The sequence below is a fragment of the Nitrobacter sp. Nb-311A genome (genome assembly GCF_000152905.1).
GTDB lineage: Bacteria > Pseudomonadota > Alphaproteobacteria > Rhizobiales > Xanthobacteraceae > Nitrobacter.
Genome location: NZ_CH672421.1, coordinates 41110 through 66153, shown reverse-complemented (window position 1 = coordinate 66153; position 25044 = coordinate 41110). Strand labels below are relative to the sequence as shown.

Genomic DNA, 25044 nt, shown 5'->3' with positions numbered 1-25044 from the left:
CCCACGGCCACGCCAAACTGCTCGACAGCTCAATCCAAATCTCATCACAACGGCGATTAAGCCATCCCGAAAGCCAGACGGGACACTTCTTCAACAGCCTGCTAGGACAGAGCCATGCTTTCCAAGCCGGCCGGGTCGGCCAGTCTGCTCGAGGAACTCCAGACCGTTCTCACTCATGGCACAATCGCGCGGCGAATCGAGACCCTGCAGCGGGTCACCGACCTGTTCCTCAACAACCCGGTCGACTATTCCGACGAGCAGATCACACTGTTCGATGACGTTTTCAAATGCTTGATTTGTCACATCGAAGGTTCGGCGAAAGCGTTGCTTGCCAGACGCCTTGCTCCCGTTGCCAAGGCTCCGCCGCAAATCATTCAGGTCCTGGCGTTCGACGATCTGATCGAAGTCGCGGCGCCCGTGCTGTCGCAATCTCAGCGGCTCGGCGATGATGTGCTGATCGAGAACGTCCGCAGCAAAGGTCAGGCTCATTTGCTGGCGATTTCAACGCGGAAGGTCTTGAGCGTCGCGGTCACCGACGCTCTGATCGAGCGAGGTAACGACGAAGTCGTCAAAAGCACCGTCAACAATCCGGGCGCTGACTTTTCCGAACGTGGCTTTACGCAGCTGGTCCAACGCGCCGAAGGCAATGACGACATCGCGACCTGCGTCGGAATGCGGCCTTCAATCCCTCGGCATCACTATTTGAAACTGATCGCGAAAGCCTCCGCCGCGGTGCGGGCGCGTCTCGCCGCAGCTAACCCACATCGGGCAAACGACGTTTCGGCCGTCGTCAGCGAGGTAGCGCGACGAGCACGCTCGGCGCCCGGGGCCATCAGCGAGGAAACGACGATCGCACATGGACTGGTCAGGTCGCTGTACGAAGACGGGCGGCTGGACGAGCAAGAAGTCGCTTCGTTTGCGGAAGCCAGAAAGTTCGACGAAACGAATGCGGCCATCGCCTGCCTCGCCAATGTCTCGATCGCGGACGCCGAAAAAATGATGATCGAGTCCCAAACCGAGGGGGTGCTTATTCTGGCTAAGGTAGGCGGCCTCTCCTGGGCCACGGTGGAAACCATCATCGACATGCGCCGAGATCTGATGCACGTCGAGATGACGGACATCGATGCCGCGAGGCAGACTTACGAATGTCTGCGCCGGTCCACGGCGCAGCAGGTGCTGCGCTTTCATCGAACCCAACAAGCGGCGGCTGCGGGCAACGGCCAAGGTCGGGAACCCCGCTAATCTCTGACCGCATCTTTTGATAGCCGCATCCATTGATCGAGCATCATCTTATCCGAAAGCAGTTTTCGAGATCGATAGCCGGCGCACCGGCCGTGGGGCGCAAGCATAAAAGCCGGACCACTGCCGCCTCATTTCGGCGAATTCCAGCGGTTTGGCCCTTGTGGTCGAAAGATTCCCTTTTTTTGCCCCGGTGTTGCCACTCCGGACGTTTCTGTTGCCCTTCAGGGACTGACAACGGGGAGATCGTCCATGAGCACGGGGACGAGCGGGCGGTCGGCGCTGATTATCGCAGCGGGACTTTTACTGGGTTTCGCGGGGCCAATGCGGCCGACCGGCAGCGCGGCGGAACCCGCCGCTGTGGCCGCCCATACCGGCAAAGCGGGGGCGCCTATCAAGCTCAACAGGTCCCCGAAACACCGATCCCACAAGCGGCAAGCCACGCGTACGCAGAAATCGGCCAGGCCGGAATCAAGAACCGATGCAAAAGCGGAGGAAACGATGGCTTCCGCAATCCAGGACAGCAACAAGCACATACCCTTGCCGCCCACGATCACTAACGCAAACGCCAGCGTCCAGATGCCTCCTGGCGCCGAAGACTGGTCCAAGGAAGAGTCGTCAAAAACCGAGGCGGGCGCGCTTGCCAACAGCGCCAGCGAGATGCTGGCCACCAATCAGGGCGATACCGCATCATCTGACAATACCCCCGCCACCCCTGCGGCTGCCGTGGCTATCGTTTCGCCCGATGAACTCAACGAAATTGACCGCGCCCTGGCCCACCAACAAGACGCGCCTAGCCTGGCATTAGCCTCGATTGACCTCGCTCCGCCCTCTGATAGCGCCGAGACCGGCCAGCCGATGGCAAGCGGCGGCTCTGCCTGGAACCAGACCTCTCTGATCGGCAAGATCTTCATCGCCTTCGGCGGTTTGCTCACGATCGGCTCCGCCGCCCGGATGTTTATGGCCTGATCCGACATACGGCAGCCAGGATTCCGTTCTCCGGACCCTGCCACGCTGATTGCATGAGAAGCGAAAGCTCTGGCCGCTTTCGCTGCGAAAACGGTCCCCGCAACCTTGCCGCGCGACTGGACCGCAGGCACATTGTGTCCGCCGCCGGATACTCCTTACGACCGGCCAACAATGGGGCGGGACGGACCATGCGCACGTTTGAGCACATCCTCGTCGAGAGTCAGGAACAGGTCGGCATCATCAGATTGAACCGCCCGAAAATGCTCAATGCGCTGTCGTTCGCCGTGCTTCGCGAAATCGCCGCTGTGGTCGATGATTTCGAAGCCGAATGCGACATTGGGTGCATCCTGATAACCGGCAACGAAAAGGCTTTCGCCGCCGGCGCCGACATCAAGGAAATGCAGCCAAAAAATTTCATTGACATGCTCAACGAGGACTTCAAGGCCATCGGCGGCGACCGTATCGCCACCTGCCGCAAGCCGACCATCGCGGCCGTAAGCGGCTATGCACTCGGCGGCGGCTGCGAGCTGGCCATGATGTGCGACATCATCATCGCCTCCGAGACCGCGACGTTCGGCCAACCTGAAATAACGCTCGGCACCATTCCCGGCATCGGCGGCACGCAGCGCCTGACCCGCGCGATCGGCAAGGCCAAGGCGATGGACCTCTGCCTCACCGGGCGGATGATGGACGCTGCCGAGGCAGAGCGCTCAGGCCTCGTCAGCCGCGTCGTGCCCGTAGACAAACTGATGGACGAGGCAATGGCTGCCGCGAAAAAAATCGCGTCGATGTCGCGGCCGGCCGCGGCGATGGCGAAGAACGCCGTGAACCGCGCCTTCGAGACCACGCTGTCGGAAGGCATGAACGTCGAGCGCGACCTGTTTCGCTCGACCTTTGCGCTGGAGGATCGCGCCGAAGGCATGGCGGCTTTCATCGAGAAGCGCAAGCCGAACAACAGGAACCGATGACATATCGTTACCGCTCGATGCCAGGCGACTGCGGCGCTGTATTTTTCGTCTCGCTCTCTTTCAGCGCGCCATTGACGAGCGCGCGATAAAGCCTGTCCGAAAACGTCGCCGGGCGATCAAGCCCCATGCGGGCAAGCGCAGGCTGTGCGGAGGCATCGCCGGGACGCAATCCCTTCATTAGCAAACCCAATAGCGTCAACGGCGAGTGCGATGCGCCGCGCAGGACTTCTAGCGCCGGGATCAGTTGCTGCTCGATCTCGGTGAAATCGCTGCCGAAAGGAAACGGCGGCAGCAGTCCCGCTTCGCGCGCGGGTCTCAACGCCGCCTTGATCCGGCCGGCAAAATTCTCGCGATAAGCGGCCGGTATCTCGTGGCTTTTCGGCAGCTTTCCAGCATCCTTGGCTTGCCGCATCAGTTCGGCCTGAAAACGCGAATCCGTCACGTTGAGCATCGCCGCGATCACGTCGGCATCGGATTTTCCGCGCAGGTCCGCCACCCCGTATTCGGTGACGATGATATCGCGCAGGTGGCGTGGAATGGTGGCATGACCATAGGCCCAGCGGATATTCGACACCACTCTGCCTTTCTCCCGTCGGGTCGAGTCCAGAGTGAGGATCGAGCGCGCGCCTTGAAGCGCGAACGCCTGCGCCACGAAATTGTACTGCCCGCCGACGCCGCTCACCACCTGACCGTTCTCGAGACCGTCGGAGACCGCAGCCCCCATCAGGGTCGCCATCATCGCGTTATTGACAAAGCGCGCATCGACGCGGGCGCGACGCCTGGCGGCCTCATCGCCGTAAAGTTCATTAGTAAAGGACACGGCTGTCATCTGGATGCGGGACAGTTCGTCCGGCGTCATCTCGCGCAACGCGCGGTAGAACGATTGCGATCCGAGAAAGAACGCGCCGTGCAACACCGCGCCATCGACCTCGCGCTTCAACACGCCCGCGTTGATCAGCCCGAGAAACGCCTCGAACACCATTTCGCTGACGCCATAAAGGCCGGTCACGAACGGCGCGGTCTCCGCCATTGTGCCGTCCGGCACAAGCCGCGCGGCGATCTCGCGAAAGCGCGCATTGCCATGGTGACGAAGGATCAGGCTTTGCGCCAGCGCATCGCTGGTCTGGCCAATGCCGATTTGCAGGCTGCCGCCATCCTTGATCAGCCCGGCCGTATGCAGGCCGATGGCATATTTGCTGTCGGACACCGGCTCGGACGGCGGCGCGAACAACGGAAAGTCGGTGGCGGGACTGTCGAGAATGGCGCTGAACTCGCTGGCCGGCAAATCTCCCGCTCCCGGCATGAACGGCAATTGCGAATTGACCTGCCCCACCAGCTGGAACGACGCGCGGCCGGCGGCGCGGGCACGCAGGAGATCGAGCGTGGTGTCGGTGTTGCAGCTCAGGCTGTAGCGCGTCTCGCCGTCGACGACGCGCTTCGCCACCAGTTGCGTGATGACGTTGAGGCCGCGGTCGAGGATACAGGACGCGGCATGGGTGTAATTGGCGGCGATGTAGTGTTGCTGGGCATAGGTGTTGCGCAGCCACTTGCCGGCCAGGAAGAAGAATTCGATGACCTTGATGTTCGGCGGCAGCTCACCTTTATGCAATGCGGAGGCGTAGTGGAGATCCGGCCATTCGCCGAACAGGCGATCGATCACCGGCGCTATGAACCTTCTCTCCAGCTCGTTCGATGGGCGCGGCTTCTCCAGCGTCAGCGCCGAGAAAAACGTGAGGTCGAGACCGCGATCGGCTTCCGCCCGGCGATACAATGCATTAACAATGTGATTGGCTTTCCCGAGCCCAAGCGGCAGTCCCACCACCAGACGAGGACCGTTCTCGCGGATGATGGCGTCAACGATTGCGGCGGGATCAGTGAAGTTTTTTGGCATCAGACCGTTGTCCGCATGTCCGTCATGTTCGATACGCCTTCATGATCTTCCATGTTCCGGTACGGGCCGCAACGATCCCTGTGATTGCATTCTCAATCCCTTGATAGCACCAACCGGTCACGGCGGCGCGCTCTCACGCCCCTGGCTTCCAGCCCGGCGACGATGGCGCTGCCGTGCGCCGTGTCCTGCGCCTCGATCACCAGTTCGACCTCGGTCATATTGGCGGACAGCGCGCTGAACAGGCGCTGATGCTGCACCTCGACGATGTTGCCGCGGAGTTCGGCGATGATGCACGCGAGTTCAGCCAGCGCGCCCGGCTTGTCGGAAATCTCCACGACGAGATCGATCAGCCGGCCGTCGCGCACCAGCCCTCGCATCAGGACGTTGGCGAGCGTCCGCGTGTCGATGTTGCCGCCGGAGACGATCAAGCCGACCTTGCGCCCGACAAACCGTCCGGGGTCGCTCATCAACGCGGCGAGCGCAGCCGCGCCGGCGCCTTCCGTCACGGTCTTCTCGATCTCCAGCATCTGGATGACCGCCTTCTCGATCATGCGTTCCGCCACCGTCATCACCTCGATGCCGTACTCGCGCAGGATCGCCAGCGGCAGCGAACCGACATCGCGTACCGCTATGCCTTCGGCGATGGTCGCCCCGCCAACCGAGATCGGGCGCCCGGCGAGATGCTGCGCCACGGCGGCGTAGGACTCCACCTCGACGCCGATCACCTCGACCTTCGACGTATGACCTGCTGCCGCGATCGCGCAACCCGCGACGAGCCCGCCGCCGCCGACCGGCGTCAGGAGACAGTCGAGCGCCGGCTGATCTTCCAGCATCTCGAGCGCCACCGTGCCCTGCCCGGCGATGACGGCCGGATCATTATAAGGGTGGACAAAAACAAGGTTCTCGTCGGCGGCCAGCCGCCGGGCAAAGGCGGCGGATTCCGCCAGCGTCTCGCCCTCCAGCCGCACCCGCGCGCCCAGTTTCCGGGTTCGCGACACCTTCACGAAAGGCGTTGATTTCGGCATCACGATCGTGGCGGCGATTCCGAGATTATGAGCGTGATAGGCGACGCCCTGGGCGTGGTTTCCGGCGGACATGGCAATGACGCCGCGCCGCGCCTCGTCCGCCGACAACGTGAGCAGCTTGTTGGCGGCCCCGCGTTCCTTGAACGAGGCGACGAACTGCTGATTTTCCAGCTTGAGCCAGACCTCGGCTCCGGTGATTTCGGACAGCGTGCGCGAATGAACCAGCGGCGTGCGAACCACGCGGCCGGCGAGCCGGGCGGCGGCGGCCTGCAGGTCCGCCGTTCCGATGGATTTGCCCTGCTCCGCGTCGTTCATGCTGGTTCTCCGTGACTGGCGTCTGAACGAGGCTCGCTCAATCCGCTGCAAGAAATATGAATCGATACAGCGCGCTCTTGCGACAGGGAGACGCCTTTTTCAATGAAAATCCCTCGAGCGTGGCAGGATGCGCACATTGCGGGGGTGGCGAACTCGTTGCGCCGAATGGGCAGGATGATCACGGTGGTCGTCATTGAGCGGTTCGGCCGGTGCGGCGGGCGGTTGCAGCGGGGGCCTGGACACGAGCGCGTCATTCGCCAGATGCATCAGTTCGCTTGAGCGATCGGTCAGCTTGCCGGCGACAAGATGGACGACCTGCTCCGGGCTGCTCTGGATGACGCCCTCCACTTCGATCAGCCGCGCGCCCATCACCTCCTTGCGGTAACGCTCCATGATCTTCGGCCATACCACGATATTGGCAATTCCGGTCTCGTCCTCCAGCGTCATGAAGACGACACCGTTGGCGCTACCCGGCCGCTGCCGCACCAGCACCACGCCCGCACATTTGACGCGCCGCCCGTCATTGGCATGGCAAACCTCGGCGCAACTCGCCACGCGCTCGCGGGTGAGCATCACGCGCAGGAATTCCATCGGATGGCCCTTCAGCGACAACCGCACGGTCTGATAGTCGGCGATCACCTGCTCGGATAACGGCATCGGAGGCAGCGGAGCGACATGTTCGTCCGGCAATTCGTGCGCGGCAGCGCTTTCGAACAACGGCAGCGGCACATCGTCCGGCAGGCGGCGCACCGCCCACAGCGCCGCGCGGCGATCGAGCCCGAGCGAGCGAAAAGCATCGGCATCAGCCAGCAGGATCAGCGCGCGCTTCGGCAGTTTCGTGGCACGGGAAAAATCCTCGATGGAAGTGAAGGGTCGGTGTCGACGTGCGGTCACGATCCGCTCACCCCAGTCGCCGGATGTCAGCGAAGAAGAAAATAGCTGCTCTCGCGGCGGCGGATTTGAAGTTCCAATCCACGCCCTGCCTGCTCTCTCCCCCCTTGTGGGGGAGAGGTGGAGAGGGGGGCATCTCAAGCACGGGTCTTGTAGCTCACCCCCCTCCCTGACCCTCCCCCACAAGTCGGCCGTCTGCTGCTTGCCTCTCTCCTCATCCTTATCGACCCACTTGAATCCATCGATCTGGCGGAAACCGAGCCGCACCGCGTGATGTTCGCCCACGCGCTGCTCCAGCGTGTTCTGTGAAAAGCTGTAGGACACATCGAGAGGCCGCACCTCGACGCCGTTCTTGCGGGCATCGCCGACGATCTGCGCCGGCGCGTAAAAACCCATCGGCTGGGAATTCAGAAGACCGCAGCAGAATGCGTCCGGATGGAAATGCTTCAACCATGACGAGACGTAGACAAGCTGCGCAAAACTCGCCGCGTGACTTTCGGGAAAGCCATAAGAGCCGAACCCCTTGATCTGCTCGAAACAGTTTTTTGCGAACACCGGATCGTAGCCGCGCGCGATCATGCTGTTGACCATCTTCTCCTGGAACGAACCGATGGTGCCTATGTTGCGGAATGTCGCCATGGCACGGCGCAAGCCATTGGCTTCTTCCGAAGTAAACTTCGCGGCGACAATGGCGATGCGCATCGCCTGTTCCTGAAACAACGGCACGCCGAGCGTGCGCTCCAGGACATTGCGCAATTCATTTTTGTCGCCACCCTTCGGATACGGATATTCGATCTTCGCCGGGTCCATGGTTCGCCGCTTCAGATAGGGATGCACCATGTCGCCCTGGATCGGACCGGGACGGACGATAGCGACCTCGATGACGAGATCGTAGAACGTGCGCGGCCTCAAGCGCGGCAGCATGTTCATCTGGGCACGGCTTTCGACCTGGAACACGCCGAGGGATTCGCCCCGACAAAGCATGTCGTAGACCGGCTTTTCGTCCTGAGGGATCGTCGCCAGCTCCCATCGCTCGCCCTTGTGATCCGCGATCAGGTCAAAACACTTGCGGATGCAGGTCAGCATGCCGAGCGCCAGCACATCGACCTTCATCATCCGCATGGCGTCGACGTCGTCCTTGTCCCACTCGATGAAGGTACGGCCGTCCATCGCAGCGTTTCCGATCGGCACGTAAGTGTCGAGCCGGTCCTGCGTCAGCACGTAACCGCCGACATGCTGCGACAGATGACGCGGAAAGCCGATCAGCTCGGTTGCTAATTCAACCGCGAGGCGCACCATCGGATTCTGCGGATCAAATCCCGCCTGCCTGATCTGCGCGTCGCTGACGTCATCGCCCCAGCTTCCCCAGACCGTATCGGCGAGCGCCGCCGTGACATCCTCGGTCAGGCCCAACGCCTTGCCGACATCGCGGATAGCGCTGCGCGGTCGATAGTGAATAACGGTGGCGATGATCGCGGCGCGATGGCGGCCATAGCGGCGATAGACATACTGCATCACCTCCTCGCGACGCGAGTGCTCGAAATCGACATCGATATCGGGCGGCTCCAGCCGCTCTTTGGAGATGAAGCGCTCGAACAGCAAATCGACCTTGGTGGGATCGACGGAGGTGATGCCGAGCACGTAGCACACGGCCGAATTCGCCGCCGATCCGCGCCCCTGGCACAGGATGTCCTGATCTCGCGCCCACCGCACGATGTCGTGCACGGTGAGGAAGTAATGAGCGTAGTTGAGTTCGGCGATCAGGTCCAATTCCTTGCGGAGAGCTGCTTTCAGATCTTCATCCGCGCCTCCCGGAAAATATTTTTCGACACCCGCCCACGTCAGATCCTCAAGATGCCGTTGCGCGCTTTTGCCCGGCGGCACAGGTTCGTCGGGATATTGGTATTGAAGCTGGTCGAGCGTGAATTCGATACGCGATGCAAACACCATCGTTTCGGCGATCGCTCCCGGGAGATCACGAAACAGCTTCTCCATCTCGTGCGCGGGTTTCAGATGACGCTCGGCGTTGATTACCAGCTTGCGCCCGATGGCATCGATCGCGGCCTTTTCGCGGACGCAGGTGAGGACATCCTGCAACGGACGGCGTGCGGGATGATGGTACAGCACTTCGTTGGTCGCAAGCAGCGGCATGCGGGCGGAAGCCGCGATCCGATCAAGCTGTGCAAGACGGCGGACGTCGTCACCACGATAGAGCAGACTTGCCGCGAGCCAGACGCCATCCGCGCGACTCTGCCGCAACCTCTCAAGCACTTTCAACGCGGTTGTCGTCTCGAAGCGATGCGGCAGGGTCAGCACAAGCAGCTGTCCTTCGGAAAAATCCAGGAGATCATCCAGCTTCAGACGGCATTCGCCCTTCTCCGCGGCCAGCTTGCCTCTGGTGAGCAACTGACAGAGCCGGCCATAGGCATGCCGGCCACGAGGATAGATGAGAATGTCAGGCGTACCGTCGATGAAAACGAGACGCGATCCGATCAGCAGCCGCGGCTTATAACGAACCTCGGGGTTTTCCAGCTCCGTATAGGCGCGCACCACGCCCGCCAGCGTGTTGCGGTCGGCAATGCCGATGACAGGCAGCCGAAGTTCGCTGGCCTGATGCACATACTCTTGCGGGTGCGACGCGCCATGAAGGAACGAGAAGTTGGTGGCGATGCCGATTTCGGCATAGGATGGAACGTCGCGCGGCTGCCTCATGCGAACATGCCGTGTAAAAACCAGCGGAACGTTTGAACTTCACGTCCGCAAATTCCTTCGCGATAAAGCCAATAACGCACGCCTTCCTTATCCTCGGCACGAAAATAATCACGCGTCAGCGCACTGCCATCGGCGCGCGCGACTGCAACCTCGCCTTGCGGCGGATGCAGGCGCATGAATTCATCGTCGGGTTCGGGCGACAAGGCCTGTTCGCCGCGCTTCCACCATTCCATGGCGATGCGTTCGGGCCCTTCGACGTATACAATGAGACACTGACGATGACGCCATTTGAACTGCGCCGGCGGACCATCCGGAAACATCGCCGTCACCTCGATCGGCTCCGGCCGCGCCAACATCCGCAACGGCCGCAACGGCGGCTCACTTCCGATACATGCGGGCCACTCCGCGTGCATGGCCGCCACGAGATGCTGTTGCGCCGGCGCCAGGAACGACGCGCGTTCAGGAATATGCGTCTCCTGCGGCAGGTGAACGACGACGCGATGGCCGCCGATGCGCGCGGCAATGCGGTCGATCAGCGCCGCCACTTCGTCATTGTCCTGAACGCGTGCATCGAGGTCGCGCTGCTCCTGCACGACGGATTCGGTTCGCACGGCGGACAGCCGCACCAGATCGAAGCCGAAACCGGGGTCGAGCGGGTCGGCCAGCGCGTCGAGCCGCTCACGAAACAGGCGATCGACGATCTCGCCGCGCGCGACGGGACGGCCTGTCTCCACCGCGATGACTCGCACCGCGCCGTCGGTGCGGAAAAAACCCGTTTCCAGATGCCGCGCGCCCTTGCCCTGTTTTTCCATCGCGGCGATCAACGTGCGCGCAAGATCCGCCAGCGTCGTCGCGATCGCGCTGTCGGTGGCGATCGGCTCGGCAAACCGCTTCTCGACGATATAATCCGGCGGCGGCCTGCGTGGGTTGATGGGCGTATCGCCCTGCCCCAGCGCCTGTTCCAGAAGCACAGTAAAAGCTGCGCCGAAACGCGCGGCGATCTCGTGTCGGCCGCGTGCGGCGACATCGCCGATGGTTTTCAACCCGGCGCGGCGCAGCCCGCGCGTGATCGCATCATCCGCCCCCAATGTGAACACCGGCAGCGGCGCGACGGCTTCCAGCTCCTCGCCGGGCGCGACCACCCGACCATGGGCATGGCGCGTCAGCGCCCGCGCACAGGCCGGCGTGCCGGCGATGGCCGCGCTGACAACAAAGCCCTGTCGCGTCAGCGCGCCGCACAGCGCGTTCATCAGCGCGGCTTCGCCGCCGAACAGATGTGCGCAGCCGGTGATGTCCAGCAGCAGGCCATGCGGCGGATCGAGCGCCACCAGCGGCGTGAAACGGTCGCACCAGTCGGCGATACCGTTCAATGTCTGCGCGTCCGCGATCTCGTCAGTATCGAACACGTCGATGTCGGGACAGATCGCGCGGGCATTGGCCAGCGGCAGGCCGACCGTCAGGCCGAGGCGCGCGGCCGCGTCATTGAGCGCCGAAATGACCAGCGCGTTGTTTTGTTTGGCGAGGATGACGCAGGACCGGCCGTTATCCCGCTCGCCGGAGCGAAACAGCTTGCGCTGGATGCGGTCGGCCGGCAGGCGCGGCAGCCACAGGCTGAGGATGCGTCTGCGGGCCAAAGCCGGAGACGTTACGGAAAAGGCCCTCATCACATTTCCATTCCATGATCCACTGACCGGTCTGGCCATGACGATTCCGCACAAGCCGGGTTTCGAAGACGGGCGCGCCCCATGCCTGCCAGGCCGCGCACGGCCGGCTCGCCGCCGGGCGCACGATCCACCGTGTCTCCGCCGTCGAAGGCAGCGGCGTCGCCGCCACCCGCAGTAGCAACCCGGTGACGCCGGAATGACGCGCGGCCAGCGTCAGCCTCCGGCTGGCGACGAGATCGAACAGACGCGTCTCGCCCCATATCTCCATCACCACGGCGCCGAGCGCATCGCAGGCCAGCGCATCGGATGCCGTCCGCAGCGCGCTCTCCGCATCGGGGACGTGGACCATCACCAGAAGGCGCGGATCAAGACCGAGCTCGCGCCATCCGCACATCGACAACACACCGGATTCGCGTGCGGCAAAATCCTGCCGCACCCAAAGCAGTGGCCGCTTCACACATACCCGCTGCGCGAGACCTGCTATGAATCCGGTCGCCGCAGCGCCGTGCCGTCCTTCCGCAAACACCTCATGCACGACGCCGCGCGAAAGCCCCCCCTGCAACACCGCGTCCATCTCCCCATGATCGAGCGCCGCCGCCCGCCTGCGTGGCATTCCATCGCCATGACAGCTCTCGATCCGCGCGATGCGGTCACGCAGGCGCGCAAGCGCCTCCGTGCGTGCATGAACTTCGGTCATGCGCCGCCTCCTGGATCAAACCGCACAAAAGCCTGTGAACCTGACCGCTGGACGGGCCATGTGTTCATGTTATGTTCCATTAAGGCCGACCTGCACATGAGAGTCAACCGGCTTTCGCGGCCAGAACCCCGACCAGAGTCCCATGCTCGAAACGCTCTATTTCCTCGGCATCGCGGAACGCCGGACAGCTTCCGACATTGGCCCAAAGTTCGATGGAAATCAGGCAGTGGAGCTTCCCATGATTGCCCCGCCCCCCTCCCTCGCCGGTCTTCGCGCCCAGGCCGCCGGCTGCCGCGCCTGCCCCCTCTGGAAGGATGCGACGCAGATTGTATTTGGCGAGGGACCGGCGCACGCGCAGATCATGCTGATGGGCGAGCAGCCCGGCGACAGGGAAGACCTCGCAGGAAAACCGTTCGTCGGCCCGGCGGGACAGATGCTTGACCGCGCCCTCAAGGAAGCCGGAATCGACCGCAAGAAGGTCTATGTCACCAATGCGGTGAAGCACTTCAAGTTCGTACCGCGCGGCAAGATCAGACTGCACCAGAAGCCGAACACGCCGGAAATCAGGGCGTGCCGCCAATGGTATGAGCGCGAGCTAGCGACGATCAATCCGGCGCTGGTGGTGGCGATGGGCTCAACCGCCGCGCAAAGCGTGTTCGGAAAAATCACACCGATCAACAAGTCGCGCGGACACCTGATTGACATGAAGGACGGACGCAAGGCACTGGTGACGGTGCATCCGTCCTATCTGCTGCGGCTGCCGGACCAGGACTCCAGAGCCCGCGAATATGAGCGCTTTGTCGACGATCTGAAAATTGCCGCGACGCAACTGCAACGCGACAAGGCGGCGTAAACGACAAGCAGGCCGACCATCACCGGCAGCCCACCCGCCTTCCTGACGTGAGTGTTTCCGGGCCCAATAACGTTCCGCTCAGGCAGCCAGCGTGGTCTCGACCAGCCTGATCCAGTATGACGTGCCGTACACGATGGCATCGTCGTTGAAGTTGTAAGCGGGATGATGCAGACCCGCGCTATCGCCATTGCCGATAAAAATGAAGGCGCCTGGCCGCGCTTCCAGCATATAGGCGAAATCCTCCGCGCCCATCATCGGCGGCGTCCCGTATACATTGTTATCGCCAGCAATCTCTTTCGCGAGCCTGAGCGCAGTTTCTGTCTGCTCCGGGTGATTCACCGTCACCGGATAGCCACGCCGGAACCTGACATCGATTCTCGCGCCGCTGGTCAGCGCCACGCCGGCGGCGACCTCCCGAATCCGCTTCTCCATCTGGTCGCGCACGTCAGCCTTCAACGTGCGGACGGTCCCGCGCAGCTCGACCGTTTGGGGGATGACATTTGAGGTATTACCGGCGTGGAACTCACATATGGAAATCACCGCCGATTCCAGCGGATCGACATTGCGCGATACGATCGATTGCAGGGCAACGATGAGCTGCGAGCCAGCCAACACCGGATCGATACAAAGATGCGGACGCGCGGCATGGCCGCCGTGGCCCTCGATCCTGAAATCGACGCCGTCGGTCGCCGCCATGATCGGCCCCGGCCGGATGGCGAAGGCGCCGAGCGGAACGCCGGGGAGGTTATGCATCCCATACACCTGATCGATCCTGAAACGATCCATCAGCCCGTCCTTGATCATCGCCGCGGCACCTGCGCCCCCCTCTTCCGCCGGTTGAAAGATCACGACCGCCTCACCGGCGAAATTCCGCGTCTCCGCGAGATATCGCGCAGCGCCGAGCAGCATCGCCGTGTGACCGTCATGGCCGCAGGCATGCATCCTGCCGGGTATCTTCGAGGCGTAAGGCAGATTGGTTTCCTCCTGAATCGGCAGCGCATCCATATCGGCGCGCAGACCGATCACCTTGATCTCCCCATCAGCCCGGCGTCTGCCCTTGATGACGCCGACAACGCCGGTCCGTCCGAGTCCGGTCACGATCTCGTCACAGCCGAACTCCCGCAAGCGGTCGGCCACGAACGCGGCGGTGCGGGGAACGTCGTACAGCAGCTCCGGTTGCGCGTGGATATCCCTGCGCCAGCCGGCGATTTCGGATTGCAGATCGGCAACGCGATTGACGACAGGCATCTTGAGTTTCCAGACCGGGTTGCGAGGATCTTCCCGAGAGCTTTCCGCTTCCGATCCAATCAGAAGCGAGGCTCTCAGATTTTGATTTGACGCGTTTTCTTCACGCGATCGGTATCCACTTCGCTCGAAAAATCTCTAGCGGTCAGATTCTGACATCGTGCCCTTCACAACGAAAGGGCGTCACGCCGACTTGCGAACGGCATTATCCATCAGGGTCTTGCCGAGCGACCAGATCGCGCCCGGAACCTGATGGCTTGCGGCAATGACGCTGTCGAACGAGGTCTCGATCCACTTACAGTCCTCCTCATTGATGATGAGCGGAGGAAGCAGCTTGATCGTATGGCTGCCGTGACCGGCGACCTGGGTGAGTATCTTGTGATCCTTGAACAAGGGCACGGTGATAAGCTGGCAGAACAGACCCTTGTTCGCAGTTTCCAGCAAATTCCAGGACGCCCTCAATCGCAGCGATTTCGGCGGCCCGAACTCGATGCCGATCATCAGACCCTTGCCGCGCACCTCCTTCAGAAGCTCAAAGCCAGGCACCATGCGGCTAAGCGCCGCTTGCAATTCCGCGCCGCGCCGCGCCGCGTTCTCGACCAGCTTCTCAGCCTTCAACACTTCAAGCGTGGCAATGCCCGCCGCCATCGCGAGATCATTTTTGGCGAACGTCGAGCCGTGCACCACGGCACGATCCATCCGGTTGAATACTTTATCAAAGATGTGCTTGCGGGTCAGCACCACGCCGATCGGCACGTGACCGCCGGATAGCGCCTTGGCCAGCAGCACCATGTCCGGCTCGACGTTCCAGTGCTCGACCGCCAGAAACCGCCCTGTCCGGCCGATGCCGGTTTGAATTTCATCCGCCACGAACAGCGTGCCATATTTCCGACACAGCGCGGCCGCTCCGGGCAGGAATTCATCGGAGGGCATGTTGACACCCTTACCCTGGATCGGCTCGACGATGAAGGCCGCGACCTGGCGCGACGACAACGCCTGCTCCAGCGCGGCGAGATCATTGAACGGAATCACCTTGCAATCGGGCAGCAGCGGCTCGAACCCACCACGGAAATTCTTGTCGTCTGTCAGCGAAAGCGCGCCGTAGGTCAGGCCGTGATAAGCGTGATCGCAGTAAACGATGCCCGTTCGTCCGGTGGCGACACGCGCGAACTTGATGGCCGCCTCGACGCTTTCCGCTCCGGAATTCGCGAAAAAGACCTTGTCGAGGTAGGGAACGTGAGCGACCAGCCTTTCAGCCAGAACGCCGGCCAGGGTCGAAACATCCATCTGCACAAGATTGGGAAAATCACTGTCCAGGACGCTTTTCAGCGCATCCCGCAACACCGGATGGTTCCGACCGATCGCAAAAACGCCAAATCCGCTTAGTAGATCAAGGTAACGCGCGCCCACGCGGTCGACCAGATATTGACCCTGTCCACTTTGGAAACCAACGTCATAGCCGATGGTCTTCAAAACCCTGACGAGCTGTTCATTGAGATGGCGGACATGCATCGCGCTGCGTTGTGCCTGCCGCTCCACAAACATCTCGGAAACGTCTAGATTTGGATATAGCATCCGCTACATAGTTCGGTTGATGGTCACTTCGTCAACTGAAAAGCACAACACGGTATTTGACTTTGTCACTGATCCCCAGCCCTCTTCTTCAGCACAGGCTTGAAAATATGTTGCAGCGCCCGAAACACCCCATGCGCATTTTAGATTATTGCAGAACTTCCGCTATTTCCTCTCTTGTCGCAGCAGCCCTGATCACGGCGAGTTCCGGCATAGCCGGAGCGGCTGATCCGACCGGGGAGTGGCGCGTCGCCGAGGGGGTCGCCAATATTCGAGTCGCCGAATGCAACGGCGCGATGTGGGGGGTGGTTGCGTGGGAGAAAAGGCCCGGCGGAGTCGATCAGAACAACCCGGACGCCTCCAAAAGGAGCCGGCCAACACTGGGAATGCCGATCCTTCTGGACATGAAAAAGAAGGCCGAGAAAGATGCGTGGGAGGGCCACGTCTACAACGCAAAGGACGGCAAGACATACGAGTCGACGATCACGCTTGTATCGCCAGATCAACTCGAGATCGAAGGCTGCGTGCTCGGCTTCCTGTGCGGCGGCGAGACCTGGACCCGCGTCGCGCCCCCGATTCCGAGCAGTCCGTCCAACGGTCCTGCCGGCACCACGCCGAAGGCGGCCACTGCGAGAGCTACGTCACCAAAGGCTGCGCACAAGACCACTGGTCAAAAGTCCGCCGCCGCTGCCAACTCGTCGACCGATCCCGTCGGCGATATCTGTCTACTTCCCGACGTCGCGGGGACGGCCCATTAAGGCGGGCTGAAACAAGAGCACTGCGGCAAGGGTGGTGATGAGCGACAGCGCCAGCAGCTTGCCCATGCTTGCCGTGCCCGGATGACTCGACAACCACAGGCTGCCGAAAGCGGTCGCGGTTGTCAGCGCGCTGAAGAAGATCGCCCGTGTGAGGCTTGATTGCAGCAGGTTCGTTCTGCCGGACCGCCAGGCCGTAATATAATAAATCTTGAACGCCACGCCGACGCCAAGCAGCAAGGGCAGCGCGACGATGTTGGCAAAGTTGAGAGGAAGCCCGATCATCACGCAGATCTCCAGCGTCACCGCTCCCGCGACCAGCAGCGGCACCAGCGTCAGCAGCACATCGGTAATTCGGCGTAGCGCCAGCCAGAGCAGAATGCTGATGGAGATCAGAGCCCAGAGGCCGGCCTCGATAAATGCTTTAACGATGGTATCGCCGGACTTGAGAATCGATACCGGCCCACCGATTGCGTTGGGCGCAGCCGCAAGCACAGCGCTGGCAAATTTTCGTAGCGTCTCGTTATTGTCCGGATCTCCGCGCGGCAACACTTCGACGCGAGAAATTCCGTCATCGCTCTTCCAGAGCCTCACGAAATCGGGCGGCAAGGATTCAAGGGAGACAGGTTCAGCCGTCAGTAAGTTTCGAAGCTGATCGAACATGATCTTAAGCGGTTCAACGAACGTGACTTGCGCTTTTTCACGGGTGGCCTCGTTCGAATCGGCCAGCCGGGTCAGATCGTCAGCCAACCGCTTTGCGGCCGCGGCGCCCGGCCCCTGACCAGCGCCGGCCGCCTTCCTCAGGCTGTCGGCGGTGCTTTTCAGCGCATCGACATTTTCCTTGTCGGAGGGTGGCGGATCAATCGAATCCGGATTGAGCGCTGGACCAAGAACTTTGGCGCCTTGCGCGATCAGCTTGAGCTTCTCAGGCTGGTCAGCGGGTATAAAGCTGTCGAGCGAGCGGGTGCGCGCTACTTCAGGCAGCTCGGCGAGCCGGGTCTCGACCTGCTTTGCTTCCTGCTCGGACTTGACCATCACGTTGATGGCGTTCGCGCCGGTATCGGGGTCTTTCCGCAAATCCAGATACGTCGCGATCGATTCGACTTTCGAATTCCTCAGGTGGATCGGATTGAAATCGAATCGCAGGAAGTAAAGCGCGGGCGCTCCGAGAATGACGACTGCAATGGTGCTGCCGACGATCGCCACGCGATGGTCTTCGAGAAAACGATCGAGCGGGGCCAGGAACGCGTAGCCCACCGGTTCTTTCTCACCCGGCGGGTTCAAAAGGCGCAGCAATGCCGGAAGAACGGTGATGCTGGCGAAAAACGCAATCAGCATGCCGACGCCGGCGATTTTGCCGAGTTCGGAAACGCCCTTGTAATCCGTTGGCAGGAACGACAGGAAACCCGCCGCAGTCGCCATCGCCGCCAGCGACAGCGGAACCGCGGAACGCTTTGCCGCCACCAACAACGCCTTTTCCAGATCGTTGGTCTTGAATCGTTCGGAACGGTAGCGGACGCTATACTGAATTCCGAAATCAACGCCGATGCCGACAAACAGCACGGCGAAGGCAATCGACAGCAGAGTGAGCGATGTCACCATCATGAGGCCGATGGCCGTCGTGACCGCGAGTCCGACGAACAGCGTTACAAACACGGCGAAGATGATCTTCGGTGAGTGCAACGCCAGCCAGAGGATCACCAGCACGACCAGCACCGTGCCCACGGCGTTGACGATGGCGCCCTCCTGCACGGTGGCGAATTCTTCGTTGGCGATTGGCACCGGCCCCGTCAGCCGGACGCGCGCGCCGAACTTGCCGGCAATATCGAGATCGAAAGCGGCTCTGCGGATCGCATCAGTGGCATCCTTGCCCGGCTCAAGCGCGTTGAAATCGAGGTACGGCTTGATCTGGATCAGCGAGCGGCGATCGGAATCCGGCAGCGGCTTGTCGCTTGCAAGCTGACGCCAGGAGAAAGCGCCACTTCCCTTGTTCAGAACATCCTCAACGCTCTGGGCGATCAGCGAGAACGGCCGCGCCGTGCTGTCGAGTTCGAACTGACCCCGCTTCAAGCCGACCAGCGCCGTTTCAAGCGCGGCGGTCAGCCCGCGCAAACTCGGATCGCCGGCCATGATTTCGACCAGCGGCGCGGCCTCACCAAACTGGCCGGTGAGCTGTTTGACCTCCTCGGTGGGAAGGAACAACAGACCATTCCGCTCGAAAAATGCCCCTCCGCCGAGAAGCTGAACCGATTCGAAGTGGCGGTGGTCATCCTTGAGCCTCGCAGCCAGCACGGCGCCCGCAGCACTGGCAAACTCCGCCGTAGGGGCCTCCACGACCGCAAGGATCAGCCTTTCCTGGTCGAACGCCTTTTCAAAAGCAATGTCGCGTTGCCGCCAATCCAGATCGGGTGAAATTAACTTATTGATATCAGTATTTATTTCGAAGTTTCTCGCCGAATAGAAAACTGCGCCGGCGGCCAGCACGATCGCAACCAACGCAGTAGCCCAAGCAAATCGTGTGCAAGCCTTAACGATCGAAACAATAATACCTGTCAGCACATTCTTTCTTTCTGCTACCGTGTACGTATACGCACATGAACGGATCCGGCTCGGGTCTTCTGCCCGGCCTAATGACTTTGTATGCTATTTCAGAGGCATGGAAAGGTGCGTAACACCTGCGGTGGGTTTCAGTTCGCGAGGATTTGCCGACGATTCAAGGGTTTTGATATAGTAGCACCGGGAACAGCAAGTGACGAATCAGTGAGAGCCATTCGGGCGAGTTAGCCAATACCACAATACCGAATTCCAGTTCCGGGATATCGGTCGCCGGCTAGAAAGCCTGCGGCATTGCAACGTTTTGTTCTGCCACAAAGGCCATATATATCATGGCGTTGAAATCCAGAAATCGCGACCTGCGGATTATATACTGTGACATTTCTTGAAGGCACGTGTGATTTTACAGGGACGTTCGGTTCTATATGGAGTTACAGCATAATGCGTAAGGTGCAAATTGACTGATCCTCGCCCGATGGAAGTTCTGCTGGCACAACCGCGCGGATTCTGCGCAGGCGTCGTTCGCGCGATCGAGATCGTCGAACGCGCGCTGGAGAAGTACGGCCCCCCAGTGTATGTCCGCCACGAGATCGTTCACAATAAATACGTCGTCGAAAGCCTGAAAAATAAAGGGGCCATTTTCGTGGAGGATCTATCGGAAGTGCCGCCGAAGGCCGTTACCGTGTTCAGCGCTCACGGCGTCGCACGGAGCGTGGAAGAAGAAGCTTTCGCTCGCGGCCTGCCCGTCCTCAACGCCACCTGCCCGCTCGTCACTAAAGTCCACAACCAGGGCAAACGCTACACCTCCAAGGGGCGGACCCTGATCCTGATTGGCCACGCCGGCCATCCCGAGGTTGAGGGAACCATGGGACAGGTTCCAGGCCCCGTTTTGCTTGTTCAGGATGTCGATGACGTCGCGGCCCTGACGCTGCCCGCCGATACGCCGGTGGCCTATATCACCCAGACGACGCTCAGCGTTGACGACACCAAGGATATCATCCTCGCCCTCCAACAGCGATTCACCGATATTCAGGGTCCCGACACACGAGATATCCGCTATGCAACACAAAACCGTCAATCTGCCGTAAGAGACCTCAGCAAGCTCGTGGACGTCATTCTAGTGGTCGGCGCGGCCAATAGTTCAAATTCGAACCGGCTGCGCGAAATCGGCACCGAAGTCGGCGTCGCAAGTTACCTCATCGCTGACGGCAGCGAACTCAACGCGGAGTGGCTGAAAGGGGCGAAAGCCGTGGGTATTACGGCCGGTGCTTCGGCTCCGGAAGTCCTTGTCGACGACGTCATCGAGGCCCTGAAGCGTATCAGGCCGGTGGCCGTCTCGGTACTGCCGGGACGGGAAGAAAACATCGAATTCCGGCTTCCGTCTGAACTCACCTCAGCTTGATCCCCTTCAAAATTTCAGCTGGTAAACTCCAGAAAGAACACTTGTTATGGCAATACCGTTTTTTAAAGAACTGAAGATCGGTGGATATCTGATCAAGCAGAAGCTGATGGGTCGCAAGCACTATCCGCTTGTGCTGATGCTGGAGCCGCTCTTTCGCTGCAATCTCGCATGCGCCGGATGCGGTAAGATCGACTATCCTGATGCGATCTTGAACCGTCGCATGACCGCTCAGGAATGCTGGGACGCCGCCGAAGAATGCGGAGCGCCCATGGTGGCTATTCCCGGCGGCGAACCGCTCATTCACAAGGAGATCGGCGAGATCGTGCGCGGACTTGTTGCGCGCAAGAAGTTCGTCTCGCTCTGCACCAACGCGCTCCTGCTGGAGAAAAAGCTCGATCTGTTCGAGCCCTCCCCATATCTGTTCTTCTCGGTCCACCTCGACGGCCTGCGCGAGCACCATGACAAGTCGGTGTGCCAGGAAGGCGTGTTCGACCGCGCGGTTTCCGCCATCAAGGCCGCGAAGGCGAAAGGCTTTACGGTCAACGTCAACTGCACGGTCTTCGACGGCTATCCGGCCGAGGAACTCGCGGCTTTCCTCGACTTCTGCCAGGAACTCGGTGTCGGCGTCTCGATTTCGCCGGGCTACGCTTACGAGCGCGCTCCCGATCAGGAGCATTTTCTGAACCGCACCAAGACCAAAAAACTGTTTCGTGACGTGTTCACGCTCGGCAAGGGCAAGAAGTGGAATTTCATGCACTCCGGCCTGTTCCTCGACTTCCTCGCCGGCAACCAGGAATATCATTGCACGCCCTGGGGAATGCCCGCGCGTAACATTTTCGGTTGGCAGAAACCCTGCTACCTGCTTGGCGAAGGCTATACCAAGACCTTCAAGGAACTCATGGAGACCACGGACTGGGATTCCTACGGGACCGGCAAGTACGAAAAATGCGCCAACTGCATGGCGCATTGCGGTTACGAGCCGACCGCCGCAACTGCCGCTCTGAACAATCCGCTCAAGACGATGTGGGTGGCGTTGCGCGGGGTCCGGACCAAGGGCCCGATGGCGCCCGAGATCGATCTCAGCAAGCAGCGCCCCGCGCAGTACATTTTCGCCGAGCAGGTTCAGAAGAAACTGTCAGAGATCCGAAAGGATGAAGCTGCCGCAGCGGCGGCGAAACAAGCGGCAAAGGAACAGAAGGCTTCTACCGCGGCGTAACGCTATCCAGCGATAGCGGCTCCTGGAGTCTGTTTCAACGGCGTTGACTCGTCGCTTATCTTTCTGTTTGAGCATGATCTTTTTGGTTCTCGGACCGGGACGTCGGAGGAGCATTCGCCTCCGGCCTGTTGGGTTGGTTTGGCCGCCGGTTTTGCGATCGTCTTCGTTTTGGACCGGGACGCCGACATTGAGACTGGCCCCCATCTGAGCGAGTATCCCTAATTAGGACAGCACAGAAGTTGGGCCGGCTTCAACCCCGTCAAAGACGCGCGGGTTGTGGGACATTCGCTCGCAAACCGGAAAAGCGCCGCGCCGGAACTGGCTCCCCGGCACGACCCTTTCGAGGGCCTGATCCTCGCGGTCTTGCGACTGGCGCAGCGTAATCCGCCGGAACGGAACTCTCGCCGCCTAACAGAAAACCACGGCACCCGCGCAAGGAGCGGAGGGCTCGATTGAAGTCGACTCCGGTGGATACCAGTGCGCGCAGGGTCAGCGGATTTCGAGCAAGGCCACGTAGCACCTTCTTCAGATCGACGTTGCCGTTTGGCTTGATAGCGCCGCGGGCGATTGCGGGCAGCGCCCGCGTCGCAGGATCACTGATCACGCGTAAGGCGGCGAAGGGAAGACCCGCTGCCGTGGCATAGGCTGCCGCGATGTGGCTTTCCATATCGACAGCGGAAGCGCCGGTCGCAGCATGCAGCCGCGCCTTGCCGGCCTGCTCCAGCACGACCTGCTCGACCCCCGCTAGCCCGGCGCGGACCACTTTCTGACCGCCCAAACCGGAGCCGTCGATCAGTTCCTCGCTGAGCCCGAGGCCTGCCTCCCATCGCGAAGCCCCGTCCACAACTTCCGTGGCGACCACGACGTCTCCCGATTTCAAGGACGGATCGAGCCCGCCGGCGACGCCAAAGCTGATCACGCCGCGTACCGTGGACGGATCAAACCCGTCGAGAAGCTCGCGCAACTGCCGCGGATTGCTGCTGCTGCAAATAACAGTCATGCCGGGGCCCGCCGCGATGCGGGCTTCCTGAACCAGACCGGTCACAATCAATACCGGCCGCGGGTCAAAGGCATTGCCCACGGACACGTCAATCGCCGCCCCCAAATTCACATCCCGACCCCTACCACCTTGCTATTGGTGCTTCTCAAATTCCTATACCGCGCCAGCGCCCAGAGCGGGAAGAACTTGGAGTAGCCATGGTACCTCAGGTAAAATACTCGTGGAAACCCCGTGGCCGTGTAGCGCTGCTCGTCCCACAGACCTTTTTTTGTTTGTGTGTCTATCAGGTACTTGATTCCCCGGGTCACGGCAGGATTTTCGACCTCGCCCGCAGCCATCAAGGCAAGCAACGCCCACGCGGTTTGCGAAGCAGTGGTGGGCGCTCCCTCGAACCCCTTGTAATCGAGTCGGTAGCTGACCGCATCCTCGCCCCAGCCCCCATCCTCGTTCTGAATTGATAGCAGCCAGTCTACCGCCTTGCGTATCGCGGGATCCTGGTGGTCGACCCCGGCGGCATTAAGCGCACAGAGCACCGACCAGGTGCCGTAGATGTAGTTCAGGCCCCATCGGCCGTACCACGACCCCTCCGCGAGTTGGGTGCGGCGCAGGTACTCAACTCCGGCCGCCATGGACGAGCTGCCATCAACGGTCGCGCCGAGTTGCGCCAGCATCGAGACGCATCGCGCGGTAACGTCCTCGGTCGGCGGGTCAAGCAGCGCCGCATGATCGGAGAACGGGATGTTGTTGAGATAGTATTCAAGATTGTCGGCATCGAACGCGGCAAAGCCGCCGTCCCGGCTCTGCATGCCCTCGATCCACTCGCGGCCTCGCTCGATCGCCTCGTCATATTTATCGCCTCGGCCGTTACGACGTACCCGGTCCATCGCCATCACCACGACAGCGGTGTCGTCGAGATCGGGATAGTGACCGTTGGCATATTGAAACGCCCAGCCACCTGGTCGTACGTCCGGACGTTTCGCCGCCCAGTCGCCCTTGAGAACAAGCTCCTGCTTCGGGAGCAGCCAGTCGAGACATTTGCCGGCGCTGTTCAGGGCCTCGGGTGCGCCGGCTTCGAGCAGCGCGTGACAGCTCAGCGCGGTATCCCAGATCGGCGACACACACGGTTGGCAGTAAGCTTCGTCTTCACCGATGACGAGTAGCTTGTCGATTCCGCGTCGCGTCACTGCTCGTGGCGGATGTTCCGGCGGAAATCCCAGTGCATCATACATCATCACCGTATTGACCATCGGCGGAAAGATCGCACCGAGACCGTCCTCGCCGTTAAGGCGCTCCTCGACGAACGCGATCGCCTTTTCCATGGCGCGCGCGCGCAGCCGCTTGGGAAACAGCGGTTCGATCCTTCGCAGGATCCAGTCAAGGCTGCTGAACAATGCGAACCAGGCCGGGCTTTGATGCGGAGCCCTCTTCGGCGTGCGGACAGTGGCCGGATCCTGAAGAAAAAGTTCGCGAATGCCGACGTCGCGCGGATTGCGCGCACGCGGCTTCAGCACCGCCAGCACCATCAGCGGCACCATGGTGGTGCGCGCCCAGTAGGAAATCTTGTTGAGATGGAACGGCGACCACATCGGCAGCAGCATGATCTCGACCGGCAGCACCGGAACGCTGCGCCATGTCAGGACTTCGAAGAACGAGAGGAGGAAGCGCGTGAAAACGTTCACGTTCGCTGCGCCGCCGCGGGACAGGATCGCCTCACGCGCGCGCGCCATGTGCGGCGCATCGACGGAATCGCCGATCATCTTCAGCGCGAAGTAGGCTTTCACGCTCGCGCTCATGTCAAACGGCCCGTCATGCACCAGCGGCCAGCCACCATGCGCGCCCTGAATGCGGCGGAGGTAAGCCGCGATCTTGGCTTCGAGCACTGTGTCGACCGGCTCGCCGAGGTAGTGTCGCAGCAAGATATATTCGGACGGGATGGTCGCGTCGGCCTCGAGTTCGAACACAAAATGACCGTCCGACTGCTTGAGGTTCAGAAGTCCGCGCGTAGCGGAGCCGATGCGGTCCTCAAGCACTGCGTCACCGATTTGCGCAACTGTGGCGTTCATGGAACTCATGGCGG

16 protein-coding genes and 1 pseudogene are annotated in these 25044 nt (G+C 61.3%); 7 read left to right on the top strand and 10 right to left on the bottom strand.

Annotated features, from left to right (window positions below):
* Positions 1–114: 114 nt before the first annotated feature.
* From NB311A_RS17310 to NB311A_RS17300, 3 genes are all read left to right on the top strand, one after another.
* Positions 115–1242, top strand: a complete 1128-nt coding sequence (locus tag NB311A_RS17310; protein ID WP_009800080.1) for a DUF2336 domain-containing protein — start codon at positions 115–117, stop codon at positions 1240–1242.
* 498 nt (positions 1243–1740) lie between these two features.
* Positions 1741–2208, top strand: a complete 468-nt coding sequence (locus tag NB311A_RS17305; protein ID WP_245257025.1) for a hypothetical protein — start codon at positions 1741–1743, stop codon at positions 2206–2208.
* A 188-nt stretch (positions 2209–2396) separates the two neighbouring features.
* Positions 2397–3176 carry an enoyl-CoA hydratase gene (locus tag NB311A_RS17300; protein ID WP_040675884.1) on the top strand — a complete coding sequence of 260 codons (780 nt, stop codon included), beginning with the start codon at positions 2397–2399 and terminating at the stop codon, positions 3174–3176.
* 7 nt (positions 3177–3183) lie between these two features.
* Here the strand turns inward: NB311A_RS17300 and NB311A_RS17295 are convergent, their stop codons facing one another.
* The 5 genes from NB311A_RS17295 to NB311A_RS20865 form a co-directional block, all read right to left on the bottom strand.
* The gene (locus NB311A_RS17295; RefSeq protein WP_009800077.1) at positions 3184–5067 is read right to left on the bottom strand and encodes an acetyl-CoA hydrolase/transferase C-terminal domain-containing protein; all 1884 of its coding nucleotides are present in this window, start codon (positions 5065–5067) and stop codon (positions 3184–3186) included.
* Positions 5068–5159: 92 nt separating this feature from the next.
* Complete coding sequence (locus tag NB311A_RS17290; protein WP_009800076.1) at positions 5160–6407, bottom strand: threonine ammonia-lyase; 1248 nt, start codon at positions 6405–6407, stop codon at positions 5160–5162.
* A gap of 99 nt (positions 6408–6506) precedes the next feature.
* A complete protein-coding gene (locus NB311A_RS17285; RefSeq protein ID WP_009800075.1) occupies positions 6507–10010 on the bottom strand; it encodes an error-prone DNA polymerase in 3504 nt (1167 codons plus the stop codon).
* Positions 10007–11644, bottom strand: a complete 1638-nt coding sequence (locus tag NB311A_RS17280; protein ID WP_009800074.1) for a DNA polymerase Y family protein — start codon at positions 11642–11644, stop codon at positions 10007–10009. Before NB311A_RS17280 ends, NB311A_RS17285 begins: the two co-directional genes overlap by 4 nt.
* Positions 11553–12371, bottom strand: a complete 819-nt coding sequence (locus tag NB311A_RS20865; RefSeq protein WP_009800073.1) for an ImuA family protein — start codon at positions 12369–12371, stop codon at positions 11553–11555. Before NB311A_RS20865 ends, NB311A_RS17280 begins: the two co-directional genes overlap by 92 nt.
* Before the next feature lie 256 nt (positions 12372–12627).
* On the opposite strand from NB311A_RS20865, the pseudogene NB311A_RS17275 reads away from it, so the two are divergent.
* Positions 12628–13224 (top strand): annotated as a pseudogene (locus NB311A_RS17275) (UdgX family uracil-DNA binding protein); the annotation flags it as partial.
* A 78-nt stretch (positions 13225–13302) separates the two neighbouring features.
* On the opposite strand, the gene NB311A_RS17270 reads toward NB311A_RS17275, so the two are convergent.
* On the bottom strand, positions 13303–14472 hold the full coding sequence (locus NB311A_RS17270; protein WP_009800071.1) for a M20 aminoacylase family protein: 1170 nt from the start codon (positions 14470–14472) through the stop codon (positions 13303–13305).
* Between the two features lie 180 nt (positions 14473–14652).
* Positions 14653–16044 (bottom strand): aminobacteriohopanetriol synthase HpnO, encoded by a 1392-nt coding sequence (gene hpnO / locus NB311A_RS17265; RefSeq protein WP_040675815.1) that lies wholly within the window; start codon positions 16042–16044, stop codon positions 14653–14655.
* A gap of 131 nt (positions 16045–16175) precedes the next feature.
* On the opposite strand from hpnO, the gene NB311A_RS17260 reads away from it, so the two are divergent.
* Positions 16176–16799 carry a DUF2147 domain-containing protein gene (locus NB311A_RS17260; RefSeq protein WP_009800069.1) on the top strand — a complete coding sequence of 208 codons (624 nt, stop codon included), beginning with the start codon at positions 16176–16178 and terminating at the stop codon, positions 16797–16799.
* Here NB311A_RS17260 and NB311A_RS17255 read toward each other — a convergent pair.
* Positions 16767–19355 (bottom strand): MMPL family transporter, encoded by a 2589-nt coding sequence (locus NB311A_RS17255; protein ID WP_040675809.1) that lies wholly within the window; start codon positions 19353–19355, stop codon positions 16767–16769. The genes NB311A_RS17260 and NB311A_RS17255 overlap by 33 nt on opposite strands.
* A 469-nt stretch (positions 19356–19824) precedes the next feature.
* Here NB311A_RS17255 and ispH point away from each other — a divergent pair, with 469 nt between their 5' ends.
* Both ispH and hpnH read left to right on the top strand, forming a co-directional pair.
* Positions 19825–20751 (top strand): 4-hydroxy-3-methylbut-2-enyl diphosphate reductase, encoded by a 927-nt coding sequence (gene ispH / locus NB311A_RS17250; RefSeq protein WP_009800067.1) that lies wholly within the window; start codon positions 19825–19827, stop codon positions 20749–20751.
* A gap of 46 nt (positions 20752–20797) precedes the next feature.
* Entirely contained in the window at positions 20798–21967 is a 1170-nt protein-coding gene (gene hpnH, locus NB311A_RS17245; RefSeq protein ID WP_009800066.1) for an adenosyl-hopene transferase HpnH, read from the top strand.
* A 259-nt stretch (positions 21968–22226) separates the two neighbouring features.
* On the opposite strand, the gene NB311A_RS17240 is transcribed toward hpnH, so the two are convergent.
* Positions 22227–23054 carry a phosphorylase gene (locus NB311A_RS17240; RefSeq protein WP_086008726.1) on the bottom strand — a complete coding sequence of 276 codons (828 nt, stop codon included), beginning with the start codon at positions 23052–23054 and terminating at the stop codon, positions 22227–22229.
* Between the two features lie 20 nt (positions 23055–23074).
* Complete coding sequence (shc, locus tag NB311A_RS17235) at positions 23075–25039, bottom strand: squalene--hopene cyclase (protein ID WP_040675807.1); 1965 nt, start codon at positions 25037–25039, stop codon at positions 23075–23077.
* Between the last annotated feature and the right edge of the window lie 5 nt (positions 25040–25044).